Genomic DNA, 14,795 nt, shown 5'->3' on the forward strand with positions numbered 1-14,795 from the left:
AGCCATCTATAATGAAGATTATGTACCTTTTCTCTTCCTTCACATATATCCGCAAGATGCTTTGCAAGCATCTCACGGTCTTCTTCATATACTACATTCATAACTTCATTTGACATATCTGTCAGGATATTACTCGGTATATTAAATCGTTCCACAGCAGACTGTGAAATCTCAAATATATTATTCTGCAGATCAAATATATACAGATAATCGTCCATACATTCTGTAATGATCTCAAATAAAATATCAGCTGTCTGCTCTCCAAATAATTTAAATATATCATTAATCACAACAATAACCTTCCTTATGACTACTTCACTCTATTCCTGTCATTTTCTAGAATAACTTAAAGATATTCACGCGATCATGCATCTTGGCTGCTCCCTCTGCCAGATTAATACTGATCGCAGTATTCTCTTCTGAGGATGCTGCATTGCCCTGTACCACACCGGACAGCTGTTCAATTCCCTGACCGATCTGTTCCAAGGATTCAGCCTGGGAGTTTGCTTTCTCCATGGTGTTCTGTGCAATCTCTGCAAAGGACTCCATATCTGCAATGATCTGATTGAATGCGTCTGCTGTTGTTCTTGTAATCGTATTGCCATTTTCGATTTCCACTAAGGTCTTATCGATCAGATCTCTTGTATTTACAGCAGATTTTGCACTGTCTGCTGCCAGCTTGCCGATCTGATCTGCCACTACTGCAAAGCCTTTTCCTGCTTCTCCTGCTCTGGCAGCTTCAATGGAAGCATTCAGGGATAACAGGTTGGTCTGGGATGCAATATCCTCGATATCTGTGATAATATTACCGATCTCCTTGGAGATTTCTGTAATGTGCTCCATTTCCATCAGCAGATCGTTCATTTTTTCTTTTTCTTCGTTCGCTTTATCTGCAGAAGCTTTTACACGTGCAGATGCGCTCTGTGTTTCCTTCGCTGTATCTGCCGCCAGATCCACAACCGTATCAATGGTGGCATTCAATTCCTCGATGACTCCTGCCTGCTCTGTTGCACCGTCCGCCAGGGATTTTGATGCATTTTCCACCTCGGATGCATTCGATGCTACCTGTTCTGCCAGATTGCTGATCTCGGTCAGGGTACTGTTAAACCGTTTCAGAATATACAGCAGTGATACCTTCAATTCCGAGAAATCGCCTAGGAAATCTGTAATATCATTACCATTTCTGGTCAGGTCACCCTGCGCTATTGCCTTTACCTCCATAGAAATCTCGCTGACATAATCTGCCAGAATACCCATGGCTTCTTTCAGATTCTTAATGGTATCGCCAAGCTCATCCTCAGACTCATAGGTAAGCATTTCTACATTAGACAGTTCGCCCTTACGCAGGCTGGCAACTGCTGCATCTATCTGTTCTACCGGCTCAGTAATGGAATTGGTAATGATCCTTCCGATCAGTGTCGTCACTACAGCAATCGCAAGACCCGCTGCCACGATCACAATAAATATGATTACAGTGCATACATTAGCCATGGTCTTTGCCTGGTCTAATTCTCCCTGGAACGCGTCACGTAATATAGTTAATTTTTCAGCAAATGACTTATAGTCTTCATACACCTCTCCGGTCATCAGTTTCGATGCTTCCTGCTGTTTACCCTCACGGCTCAACTTCAGGATTTCATCTGAAGCATCCCTGTATTTTTCCCATGCAGCGCTTGCTACTTCGTAATCGTCCTGTCCCTTTTGAGCATCACTGTCTGCATTGATGATCGCATCCAGATTCGCACCGGTATCCTGGATCTGACTCTCCAGCTTCTGAATTTCTTCTTCGCAGGAGTTCATGATTGCTGCATCTGATTCTACCAGATGCTGATACTGTTTAATTCTGTATTTCGCAGTCATTGTCTCTAAATCCTGCAGATATTCCAATGACGGAGACCAGACCTCCGTCATCTTCTCTATATTTGAACGGATCACTAATGTCGAGATCACTGCCACCGACACTAAAAATAATGTCATAACAAGCACTGTCATTCGATATACTTTTAATTTTCCTGCAACCTTTAAGTTAGCTATACGCTTTTTGATCTTTTCCATGATCGTTTTCCCTTCCTTTGTAAATTCACATTTGTTTATCCAGAAATAGTTATAATATAGCATACTTTATTGGAAAAATCTATTAAAAAAGTATTAATTTATTTTCATACATATGCCAATGCCTATAAAAAGAAAGGCACTCCGGTAACGGAGATTTTTCAATACATGTTTCTGCTGATTTTCTCCAACAGAAATATGTATAAAAGAATCGTATCAATGAAGCGGCTGAGTTAGACAAAAGAACCGTTGGTTACAGGCGCAGAAAGCTGTCTATGGAAAAGGAAACCCATGCCATCATGCGTTCCGGCTCATTTGTTTCCCAATCAAAAAATTGTTTTTCTCTTGGGATAATACATAATACTTCACTTCCATGCTTTTATCTCCTTCCATGTTAAAAATTTACAACTCAATTGTTTCTACAATTTTCTTCAATGAATCATTGATTTCTCATCTCTCATGATCACATGCTTAGAATTTATTTTTCTCAATTCTAAGCATACGATATCCGATTCCAATATGTGTCTGGATATATTGTATCCCATTTTTTTCTGGTTCCAGTTTTTTTCGTAGTGTTGCCATAAAGACCCTAAGAGAAGCGACATCGTTTTCCGAACATCGTCCCCAAATCTGCTGGGTAATATAGGTATGTGTCAATACCTTTCCTACATTGCGGGATAAAAGGCAGAGCAACTTATACTCAATGGGCGTCAAATGCAATTCTTCTTCCTTCAGATATGTGCAGCCGGCTGCATAATCTATCTTCAATTCTCCATTTTCAAAAACAGATTTTTCCATTTGTTCCCCTGTCTGCGTTATAGCAAGCCTCCTTTGAGTAACACGGATGCGAGCAAGTAATTCCTCTACGGAAAATGGTTTTGTAATATAATCGTCCGCCCCTGCATCTAATGCTTCTATTTTATCCGCATCCTCACTTCTGGCACTGATCACAATAATCGGCATATTCGACCAAGTTCGAATTTTTTTTATCACCTCTACACCTTCCAGATCAGGAAGTCCCAGATCCAAAAGAACGATATCCGGATTGTGGGATGAAGCCTCCAGAATGGCCGAAGATCCGTTTTCTGCTGCTAGGTATTTATAGTCATGTGTTTTTAATGTAGTGATAATCAGGTTACGTATAGGCCTGTCATCTTCAACCACTAGGATTAATGTCTTATTCATTTAATGTCACCTCGCTCAAGGGTAATGTAAAAATAAAGTTGCATCCGTGTGGATCATGGTCCGTCAGAATCAGTGTTCCGTTATGCGCTTCTATGATAGAGTGGCAAAGTGCCAGACCAAGTCCCAGACTCCGATGACTATCCATAACTGTTGTTTTCCCTGTATAAAACATTTCAAAAATATGCGGTTTCATTTCTTCCGGAATTCCAGGACCATCATCTTCTACACTTATCTGTGCTTTCCCATCTTTTTTGATCCCCCGAATGCAAATAACAGAACCTGACGGCGTATATTTTATCGCATTGTCAATTAAATTTACCAGAACCTGTATAATAAGACGTACATCCATACGTGTAAGAACAAGTTCCTCACAGTCAGCCACAATTTTATAATCATCATGTTTCCTGTTAATATGACGCAGCGACTCTGAAATCACCTCATCTAAAAGCTGATCTGTAAATTTAAATTTCAATCTTCCATCATTCAGCCTGGTAATGGACAGCAGATTCTCCACAACTCCGATCAGCCATTCAGAATCGTCATAAATATCGGTGTAAATCTGATGCTTTGTAGCTTCATCCAGACGGTTACTATTGCTCAGCAACATATCTGCATTGCCGGAAATTGAACAAAGCGGAGTCCGAAGATCATGGGAGATTGCCCGAAGAAGGTCTGCCCGCAGTTGCTCGTTTTTAGCCAAAACCGCATTTTTCTCTTTTTCAGTAGCATTTTTCGCATTCTCCATTGCAAGTGCACATTCATTTATTACAGACAGCAGGATGCTGTATTCAAAAGAATCCAGAATTTCTTCTTGCAGTGGTATTCCAATTACACCGTAAACACTATTTCCGTTTCGGATTGCCAGATATAGACATTTAGCTTGTGGAAAATATTGCGTGGATGCACCGGCACGCTGTCTGTTTTCATAGACCCATCTGGCAATCCGCTGTTCTTCTGGTATTAAAAAATCTTCTGTGTCTTCTTTTTCTTCAGAAAACAGCTTTCCCCCTGATAAAGTTCCATTTTCCACAACATATGCTGTAATATTACGGTTTAGCAAACGGATCAACTGTGTACAGGTAACATCAAGGATCTCTGTTTCTCCTTGGGCCTTTTGCATCAGACGATCTGTATCAAACAGCACCTGTGTGCGAAAGGCAAGCTGTGCGGACATCTTTGCATGCGTCTTTAGCTTTGCCGCAAGTGCTCCCGTAAGTACGGATGAAATAAGCATTATAAAAAAAGTTACCGGATAACCCACCGCATAAGTATGAAAAGACATCCTGGGTTCTGTCAGAAAAAAACGAAATAAAACTACACTTAAGAACGAACCGGCTATACTGCAAAGATAACCATCTGTCACTATTGAAGTAACCAAAACACCCAAGATGTATATCGTTACAATATTCGTATCTGTGAATTTCAGCTTCTGAAACAGCAACCCAATGAAAGTGCATACTGCAAATATAAAAACTGTCAGGAAATAATCTTTTGCAGACGGTTTTTCTACATACCATGTAAATGGCTGTTTCTGATAGCTCCTGGTTTTTACCGTATCTGGGATTATATGGATATCAATATCCGGTACAATTTCAATCAACTTTTCCGTCAAAGTTGACTTGCTGAAAAAATGATTCCGTCTGGCATTACTTTGTCCGATCACGATTTTGGTAACATTGGACAGCCTGGCATACTCTGCAATCTGTACTGGTATGTTTTCCCCATGAGTCATTACAATTTCTGCTCCAAGCATTTCTGCATACCGAATATGTTCTTCCAGATTTTCTTTATCTAAGGCTTCTGATTTTGTACCAGTCTGCACATACAGAGCTGTAAAACGTGCCTGCAACGCATTCGCCATTTTCGCCGCTGTATCTACTATTTTCTGATTCGAAGGTGCAGCAGACAGACAAACAAGGATATGTTCATCTGTTTTTTTATTATCTCCTTCGATTCTTAAACTCATCTTTCCTGTCACCTTTTTCTACTGTTTTTGAAATTATATCATGCGACTGCCAACATACCTTCTGCCATTACCTTCACCTCTTTACCAGCCTCTTCATAACAAATAAACTATATGCGAAAGCACTTCTGAAGGGTTCTGTATTCTCCCAACACCAGTAATTTATTATTCTCTGCAAAACACGTATCCGGAGAAATTGCAATATTGAATTCTCTCTCATTTTTTACTGCCAGAATATTAATGTTGTAGCGTTTTCTGATATCCAATTCGCCTACTGTTTTTCCAGCCCATTCCTCTGGTACTTCCACCTCAAAAATCGCATGGGAAGCATCCACTTCCATATAGTCCAGAATATGATCATCCGTGTAACGGATAGAAGCCCATTTTGCGACCTGCTTTTCTGGATAGACCACCTTGTCTGCACCGTTGCGTAAAAGAAATTTTTCCTGAACATCACGCTCAGCTCTGGATATCACCAGTTTTGCTCCCAATTCTTTCAGAAGGGAAGTTGTTTCAAGAGAATTTTGAAAACTTCCTCCAATGGTCACGAAACAGATATCATAATTTCCAATCCCAAGAGATTGTAAAAATTCAGCATTGGTACTGTCACCAATCTGAGCATTGGTCACAAATGCCAGTACTTTATCCACCCTTTCTTCATTCCAGTCAACTGCCATAATTTCATGTCCCAACTGATTAAGCTGCATGGCAACATGTCTTCCAAATCTTCCAAGCCCGATAATCAATACATTTTTCATAATATTATCTTTCTCCTTCTCATCCAACTGTAATTTTTTCCAAAGGAAGCTTTGCATTCCCCTTGTTTTTTCCGGAAAATACCGCATAAATCAAAGTCAGACCGCCTACACGGCCCAGATACATCAGTATGATCAGCACAACCTGTGAAAAAACATGAAGCCTCGGTGTAATTCCCAGTGTCAGACCTACCGTACCAACAGCCGAGGCAGCTTCATATAGGCAGTCTAAAAGAGGAATTTCCTCGTATACGCTGATTGCAATTCCTCCACAAAAGAACAAGGAAAAATAAAGCATAGCTATTGTCGCTGCATTTTTTATCACGTCATATTCCAGTCTTCGTCCAAAAGCCCCTGCATTTTCCTGGCTTCGAAACGTTGCAATCGCATTTAAAATAAGCACCGTAAACGTTGTTGTTTTCATTCCACCTGCTGTAGAGCCCGGCGATCCACCGATCAGCATTAACAATATCATAACCGCTTTTGATGCCTCACTCATCTCTGAAATATTTATGGTATTAAAACCTGCAGTTCTTGTAGTTACGGATTGAAACACAGCTGCCAACAGCCGCTTCCCCATGGGCAAGTTTTTCAGATCACAGGTAAAGAAAAAAACTGCCGGGAGCAAGATCAGACATGTGGTAGTCATGAGAATAATCTTGCTTTGCATGCGATAACGTTTAAAATTCAGTTTGTTCGTATAAATATCATCCCAGGTAAGGAAACCAATTCCCCCCATAATGATCAGCAGCATAATTACCATATTTATAAGGATGCTCCCATAATATCCTGTCAGAGACGGAAAAGCATGAACTGCTGTTCCCAGTATATCAAATCCGGCATTGCAAAAAGCAGAAACAGAGTGAAAAACTGACAGCCAAATCCCCTTTAACCCATAATCCGATAAAAAAACTGGCATCAATAACAATGCCCCTGCAGCTTCAATCAAAAATGTCCCCTTTAAAATAAACCTTGTCAGTCTGACGATTCCTCCAACTTTAGGTGCTGACATCGCATCTTGCATAGTACTTCTTTGCATAAGAGATATTTTTTTCCCGGAAAGAAGAGAAACAGATGCCGCCACAGTTACCACTCCCAGTCCTCCAATTTGTATAAGGACAAGAATAATCGTCTGCCCTGCCTGAGACCAGTAGCTTCCGGTGTCTTTCACCACAAGTCCCGTCACACATACCGCAGAAGTGGCTGTAAAAAGAGCCTCATGAAATGGGGTCAACACTTGCTCCGATGTGGAAATGGGAAGCATAAGCAGAACGGTTCCTAAAAAGATCACGCCTGCAAATCCCAGAATAATTAATTGAAAAGATGTCATGTGCTTTTTCTTACATAAATTTTCCGGCATAATTAATTAAAACTCCTTATTATCAATTCTAATAGCACCACCTTCGTGATGCATTTTATTATATCCAATTGCTTTCAAAGATGGTATAAGAGTCTCTACTTCTGTATTAAGATTATATAAAGACACGGAACACACCTTTATCGGCACGCAACATTTGTACTTACAAGGGGAATGTAAATCAACCTTCGCAACGCCATAAATTATTTAGTAGCCTAAATCCAAATGCTTGATACCATTTTGCAAATCCGCAATGTATCATATCCAAACTTCCTTCATATAATTCTCCTTTACATTTTATCTTCATACTATTTATTCTTTTAACGAAATGCGTTTTTGCTTTGTGTAAGCACTGTACATTTTTTTACCGCCGCTCTTCTTCCAGGTACGCACCCGCACATACAGCGAGCCCTTGGTGGACAGATAACGGATTTTAAAGGTTTCCTTTTTCTTTTTGAGCCGGTTATATTTTAGGGAAAGTCTTGTCCAGGAAGCCTTGGATTTCTTTTTGTAGCAGATTTCTACCCGGTTTCCCTGATACCGCTCCACCCGGAGCACCAGATAACGGATCGATCCCTCTTTTTTCTTCTGCATCTGCACAATGGGAGCCGGAAATTTCTTGGTGCCGGTGTTACCAACATTGGTGATGTTTCCTCCCGTCAGCTTTTCTCCGCCTTCAGGCGTTGCCGCGGGATCTGACGGATCTCCGGATGGTGACAATGGCTGAGCCGTCTGATCTCCGGTTTCCGGCGTGACAGAGGCTTGTGTCCCATCTGTCGGCTGTGGCACATCAGAGGAAACCGTTGGCTGCGGCACTCCGGAGGGCTCTGCCGGATGTGATGTACCGGAAGAGTCCGTCGGCTGCGGTGTGCTTGTGATCACCGGCTGCGGCGTCGCAAGTCTGGCGATCGCCTCCGTCCGTGTTCCTCCACATCGGCTGCAGGTATATGTTCGGACTCCATCCGTCTCACCAGTTGGCTCTGTTGTCACCACACCGTTATCCCATTTGTGACCGGTAGCCGGTATGACAGTGACGTTCTCCTTCTCATTGCAGCCGCTTCGTTTGCAATGATGTGACTTGCTTCCGGACTTCGTACAGGTTGCCTCCTGATCGATCGTCCATTCCTCGGAAATATCATGCCAACGCGGCGTGGCAAGCTCCTCCTTTTGCTCCCCACAGTTCAGACAAACGTACTTTGCCGTTCCATAGGAATCGCAGTCATCCGTGATCCAGATTGTCTCAATAAGCTGCCAGTCATGTGCCGCCTCTTCAATCTCATAAAGGGCTTTCGCCGTAATATCCTCTGTCACAACACCAGGCAGTCTGTCCGCCACACCGTCCCCGTCAAGATCCCACCTGAGATTGATCAGGCTCGTCCCGACAGGCGGATAACAATACGAATCCCCGATCAGCGGATACGGACAGTTTTCCCCTTCCTTTACGATATATTCTGCCTCCATGTAGTGACGGATCAGATAGCGTACCAGATGCCACTCTCCCTGATAGAGCGCGTTATGTTCCTCCAGCAGTGAGGAATCCGCAAGTGCCTGCTTTGCAAACGGAAGATCGATTTCTTCCAGATTATTTAAAAATCCTGTCCCTGCCTCCCGACAGACCGATTCAAAAGCTTCTGCGGAGGTGTCCGTCAAAGCCAGCTTCTTTGACACTGCTTTATCCATCATAATATCACAGACAGACTGTGTCAACTCCGGAAGTACCAAAAGCTCCATCCTCCCCTCCGGTATGTCACTGATAAAATCCTGTCCAAGAGTAACATGCCCGGCATCGATCTGCATGTATTTTAACCCGGTACAGTTCTGAAACGCTCTCGCTCCGATCTCGAGCGACTCTCCGCACAGATATACCTTTTCCAGTTGTGTCGACTGAAATGCTTCCTCCCCGATCAGACGCAGATCATTCCCGGCAAATTCAACACTCTTCAGATACGGGCAGCATGCAAACGCTCCCTCCCCGATATATTTCACACTCTCCGGCATATAAACATAATGAAGCTCTGAACTAAAAATTATAAAATTATCGGCGATCGTCGTTACTCCCTCCGGAATATTGATGATCTCCTGTTCCCATCTGTGTTCGATCGCATACTGTTCTCCCACCATCAGAATGTCATTCTTCCAGTTTGCTTCGTTATCTGTATACATTGTCTGATCGATCACATGATATCCCCATTTCCGGATATTGGGACCAGCCTTAATCTGCGTTAATCCAATGCACACATTAAACGCCTCATCACCGACAGTTTCCAGCGAATCGGGCAATATAATACTTTGGAAGCCACAATGGTAAAACGCCTTGCAGCCAATGGACCGCAGGGTATCCGGAAACTGAACCACTTCTAACTGCCCCTGCTCCTCGAAAGCTCCATCACCGATTGCCGTGATCTTTTTGCCATCAATCTCCGTCATGATCAGCTTTTTAGCATTTCCGGTGTATTTAAGGATCGTGACCTCGTCTTTGTCATCCACACTGTAAATGCAGTCTGCTGCCGTCAATGTGGAAACATCCGAAAGTGTTTGAAAACACCGGTTGTCCACCGCATTGCTTTCCTGCACATGCTCTATCTGTGCATGCACCACCGGTATCATAATGTCCGCGGCTCCTGCCAGACATAAGCCTGCTGTGAGCAGATATGCAATTTTCGCTTTCCATCGTACCTTCATTTACCGTGTCCTCCACAAATCGTCTTTTCCCATTTATCCGTCAGGCGGATCTGCTTTTGTCTCGAATACGCACTGTACACTCTCTTGCTGCCGCTTTTCTTCCAGGTCCGTACCTTCACATACAGCGAGCCCTTTGTCGAAAGATAGCGGATCCGGAATATCTCCTCTTTCTTCTTCAGCGTGTCATACTTCATTGCCAGACGCACCCAGGCTCCTGTTTTCTTCTTTCGGTAACAGATTTGCACATGATCCCCCTGATATTTGGTCAATTTGATCACAAGATAGCGTAGCTTCCCCTGCTTTTTCTTTTGGATGCGGATCACCGGCGCAGAAAGTGTTTTTCTACTTATACCACCGCTCTTTTTCAATGAGACACCCGATGTGCTGTTTCTGTTTTTCTTATCGGAGGAAGCCGGCTTTACAGAAGCTGCCGGTAAAGTATTGTCTGTTAATGAACTGCCCGCTCCCGCCGTATTATCCCCGTCAGACGACGTTGTCTGCTCCTGCTGTCTGGTTGGTTCCGTCGACGGCGTTGCAGACTGCTCCGGCGTTCTGACCGGCACCGGCGTCATGGAAGCAGCCGGCGTCATGGAAGCAGCCGGCGGTTTTGTTTCCGGAAGCTTTGTCGGCTGCGGTGTCGATGTCCATGAAATCTCCTCGGTGCGGATCTCCCCGCACTGACGGCAGGTATATGTTTTAATGCCCTTTTCTTTCGCGGAAGGCTGCTTCGTCACAACTCCGTTATCCCACTGATGACCCAGACTTGGGATTACCGTAACCGCTCCCAGCTTATCGCATGTACTTCTCCTGCAGTGATGCGATTTGATCCCCGCCTGCGTACAGGTTGCCGCCAGATCAACCGTCCACTCCTTCTCATAGTCATGTCCCAGTGCTGCCAACTTCTCCGTCTTCTCTTCTCCGCAGCCGCCGCAGCGATACCGCGACTCCGACGGCTCCTCACAATCTCCTTCCGGATAGGTTATATCCACTAACTCCCAGGTATGTTCCTTCTCTGCAATCTCATACAGACATTGTATAACCAGATTCTCTGTCACCTTCTCCGGCAGTTCATCCGGCTCACCATCCCCGTTCAGATCATAGCCCTTGTGATAGAGCACAGTACCAATCGGAGGATAACTATATACATCTGCCATTCCAGGCTGTGGACATGTCTCACCATCCCTGACCGCGTAAATCTCTTCCGCATGATTCTGCATCATATAACGTACCAGATGCCACTCTCCCTGATAGAATACATTACTGTCCTCCAGCAGATCGGGATCGGACAGCTCCTCTCTTGCAAACGGAACGTAGACGGCATCTGCCTTTTCCATCAGATCCGCTCCTCCGTTTTCCTTTAAGATCTTCTCAAACTGTCCGGCAGAGACATTAGTAAATGCAAGCTGTTTCGCACCGTTCCCATTTTTTAAGAAGTTGCAAATATCTTTTGTCAGGTCAGGGAGTACAAGCATATCCATTATTTTTTCGGAATCCTTAAAACCATTTTCAGCGATGATCACATTTTTCGCCGCAATCTGAAGAGAATGCACGGAAGAATAACGAAATGCCCCTTCCTGAATCTCTACCGAATCGCCGGACAAATACAATGACCGAATACTTGTCCAAAAAAATGCATCCTTACCGATCACCCGCAGATCATCGGCTGCAATTTCCATTCCCATCAGGCTGGTCATTGCAAATGCTCCTTCGCCAATATAATACAGACTTTTGGGCAGAAAAACATAACGCATATTGGGAGAATACGGTATAAAATAATCTCCCAGAGTCGTAATCCCCTCCGGGATCGTCAATATTTCCGCATCCCCCCGGTACAAGATAAGACTGCCTCCAACGATCAGCATATCATCCTTCCAGTTTGCCTCATCATCCATATAAGCAGTATAATCAAGTGCATTACAGCCCCATTCCCGGATGTGGTCTCCCGCCTGAACCGCTGTCAGACTGTAGCAATGGCTGAACGCTTCTTTTCCGACTTTCTCCGCAGATTCCGGCAGCGCAATGCTCTCAATACCGCTTTCATAAAATGCCTTCTCTCCGATCTCCCGAAGTGTATCCGGCAGTTCAACTTTCCGCAGGCGCTTTTTCTCCTGAAAGGCTCCCTCCGCAATTGCCGTGACATTCATTCCATCAATCCGGGATATAACCAGATTCTGCGCACTTCCGGTATACTTTAAGATTGTCACCTCATCCTGCTCATTGACACGGTACAGGCAGTCAATCGCAGACATGGTAACCGCAGTCGGAAGAGGCTTTGGATTCGGTGTCACCTTCGGGGAAGCCGTTGGTGCAGCCGTCGGCTCCGGCGTATGCAGCGTCTCCTCCCCCAGAATCTGATAGGTGATCCTGTTCCCTTTACATTCCCTCTCTGCCCCACCTCCGGCGTAACAATGGATCACAAAATCATCTGCATAACAATAGGTATTCATCAGATTGATTTTGTCGTTCATCAGATAGACGTCCTTTACCGCAGGGAAACGATTAAATCCATAGTTAATCATAACCGGGGCATCCACCATGACCACCTGCACATTGTTATTCTCCTGCTGGAAGCGAAGCTCCACATAACGAACCGGATAGCCGCCGATTTCTGACGGCATACGCCAGATTACTTCATCGCCCTCATACCCTTCGATCACAGCATATTCTTCCGTGTCATCCGGATGACATTCACTGACGCCCTTCCGCCAGATCACGCCATTTTCACAGCCGGCATTCGTCGTTGCATGGAGCGAATACTGTATATCGTAATCGGTCACACCGTTCATCCGGGACACCTGAAAAACAAAACGGTATGTCCTTCCCTTACGGAAATAATGATAATGCTCCTGACTCATATGCCATACATTATTCTCATCGAGGCTTGCACCCGGACCGTTAAATATAACCACTTCTTCCCAGCTGTATCCCGTCCACTCATCCAGTTCCACATGGAAAACATACCGCCACTCTCCGGTTCCTTCCGCCTGTACATTCAGACTGAGTGCCTCGTCCTGTCCGGCTGTATAGTATAAATCCGGCATCTCCATTGTAAGCGGCAGACTGCCTGTCTCCTCCTTCGAAAGCCATACTGCATCCGAGGCAATCTCCGGCTCATGTTCTGTTTCCCCCTGCGTGTCTGCCGCCTTGACCTGCTTTGTGATGCTACCCGGATATATCCCACCGGTAATCCATAAAGAGAGTGTCAGCAGCCACACAATGCATCTTTTCCGGATTCGTTTCATGCCGATCCCTCCCTCATTCTATCCATCCTATCTCTGTCTATTCCCATATACCGTCTGTACCCACCGACCCCTCGTTATCTTTATGGTATTACATATATAATTTCCTGTTATTCATGCCCATATTTTATCATACCCCCATGACAATGACAACGTCATGTACGGAATTTACTCTGCTCTATGAGACGATCTCAGCCGCTCTGATCGTATCCTTCATTGTCTATCATCTTGGCATGTTATTTTTCTAATGAAATGTAACCGCAAATACTACGAAAAGCATAAGCTCCACGACAAAGATTACCGGAACACCGATATAAAACTTCGGCTTCTGCGTCTTGTGATGAAACAGATGCATACCGCCATATGCACCGAAAACGCCGAAAACGGCTGCCATCATCAGTGCAGCCTCCGAGACCCGCCATCGGTGGTTCTTCGCTTTCCATTTGTCCAGTCCATAGAGAAGCAGCACGGCAAGATTGATCATAAGATACGCCATTAAACATTTGTAAATCATCGTTTTTCCTTTCCGGTCAAGCTATCAATTATTCACCTAAACTTTCCACACCCAAAATATCGATTTGCCAATAGTCTTTCAAAGAATAACCCCCGGACATTTGCGTCCGGGGGGTGTTGTTTATTTCTTCTGGTCCAGAAAATAGGACTGCCAGGACTGATGCTGGTTGGCCATATTGTGATAATAACTGTTGGCCACATGATTATTAACCGTAAATTCCTTAATCTCATGTCTGGCACCGGTAAGATACTGCTGGAACGCCGTCTTATTGCGATGTTCCTGTCCCTCTATCTGCACGCCGGTGTCCGTAATGCTGCGGATCAGATTCTGCATCTCGGTGATCTGTGTCTGATACTCATATTTGTTATTCTTGAGCGTATCACCAGCCTTCGCAAATAATGCATCAAATCCCCGATCCAATGTCTCCATATTGTCCAAAAGCTTTGCTTTCTCCTGAATGATCTCATCAAACCGATCCATATCCGGCTCCTTCTCCTTCAGGATCGCACCCTGCTCCTTTGTCAGTTTTAAAAGCTCGAGCAGCACATCCAGCTTCTTCTGTAAGGATTCCTGCAATGCAGAAACATACACTCCTATATTATCCATCATTTTCCTCATTTCCTTTGTTATGAAACATTATTCAGCTTCATAACCTCTCTCCATGTATCCCGCATGGTTTTGATATGCTTCAGTGCTTCCACCAGAATGTCCTTGTCCTTTTTCATGTTGGCTTCCACCAGACGGCGGTAAATATAATCGTAAACCACATCAAAATCCTTTGCCACCGGGTACTTCATATCCAGTGTGGAACGAAACTCTACGATAATGTTCTGTGCCTTCACGATATTATTATGAGCCTTCTCAATATCCCCCGCTTCGATGGCTTCGATCGCAATGTTTGTAAACTTCACTGCTCCATCATAAAGCATGAGGGTAAGCTTTGCCGGCGACGCTGTCTGTACGGCATTTTTCTGATACATCTGTGCTGCTCTGTTAAATGTTGCCATATGTCACTCCATTTCCCGGCAGAGATCCTGCTTTAAAGCTA

The 14,795-nt window shown here is 44.2% G+C and carries 10 protein-coding genes and 1 pseudogene; all 11 read right to left on the bottom strand.

What is annotated here, in order from left to right:
* A pseudogene (locus ACZLMD_RS09200) lies at positions 1–290 on the bottom strand (GGDEF domain-containing protein); the annotation flags it as partial.
* 46 nt (positions 291–336) lie between these two features.
* Complete coding sequence (locus tag ACZLMD_RS09205) at positions 337–2,055, bottom strand: HAMP domain-containing methyl-accepting chemotaxis protein (RefSeq protein WP_489495595.1); 1,719 nt, start codon at positions 2,053–2,055, stop codon at positions 337–339.
* Positions 2,056–2,523: 468 nt separating this feature from the next.
* The gene (locus ACZLMD_RS09210) at positions 2,524–3,237 is read right to left on the bottom strand and encodes a response regulator (RefSeq protein WP_022304841.1); all 714 of its coding nucleotides are present in this window, start codon (positions 3,235–3,237) and stop codon (positions 2,524–2,526) included.
* Positions 3,230–5,203, bottom strand: coding sequence for an ATP-binding protein (locus ACZLMD_RS09215; RefSeq protein WP_489495596.1), 1,974 nt, complete (start codon positions 5,201–5,203; stop codon positions 3,230–3,232). The genes ACZLMD_RS09210 and ACZLMD_RS09215 overlap by 8 nt, the downstream gene beginning before the upstream one ends.
* 107 nt (positions 5,204–5,310) lie before the next feature.
* Positions 5,311–5,958: a potassium channel family protein gene (locus tag ACZLMD_RS09220; protein ID WP_486818199.1), complete on the bottom strand. Its 648-nt coding sequence runs from the start codon at positions 5,956–5,958 to the stop codon at positions 5,311–5,313.
* A 19-nt stretch (positions 5,959–5,977) separates the two neighbouring features.
* Complete coding sequence (locus tag ACZLMD_RS09225) at positions 5,978–7,315, bottom strand: potassium transporter TrkG (protein ID WP_178413678.1); 1,338 nt, start codon at positions 7,313–7,315, stop codon at positions 5,978–5,980.
* 309 nt (positions 7,316–7,624) lie between these two features.
* Positions 7,625–9,994, bottom strand: a complete 2,370-nt coding sequence (locus ACZLMD_RS09230) for a leucine-rich repeat protein (protein WP_489495597.1) — start codon at positions 9,992–9,994, stop codon at positions 7,625–7,627.
* On the bottom strand, positions 9,991–13,236 hold the full coding sequence (locus ACZLMD_RS09235; RefSeq protein ID WP_489495598.1) for a leucine-rich repeat protein: 3,246 nt from the start codon (positions 13,234–13,236) through the stop codon (positions 9,991–9,993). Before ACZLMD_RS09235 ends, ACZLMD_RS09230 begins: the two co-directional genes overlap by 4 nt.
* Before the next feature lie 241 nt (positions 13,237–13,477).
* On the bottom strand, positions 13,478–13,747 hold the full coding sequence (locus tag ACZLMD_RS09240; RefSeq protein ID WP_118559811.1) for a DUF1294 domain-containing protein: 270 nt from the start codon (positions 13,745–13,747) through the stop codon (positions 13,478–13,480).
* Between the two features lie 120 nt (positions 13,748–13,867).
* Entirely contained in the window at positions 13,868–14,353 is a 486-nt protein-coding gene (gene flgN, locus ACZLMD_RS09245) for a flagellar export chaperone FlgN (protein WP_158577161.1), read from the bottom strand.
* Between the two features lie 20 nt (positions 14,354–14,373).
* Entirely contained in the window at positions 14,374–14,754 is a 381-nt protein-coding gene (gene fliS / locus ACZLMD_RS09250; RefSeq protein ID WP_022306604.1) for a flagellar export chaperone FliS, read from the bottom strand.
* Between the last annotated feature and the right edge of the window lie 41 nt (positions 14,755–14,795).

It is taken from the genome of Jutongia sp. (assembly GCF_057878315.1).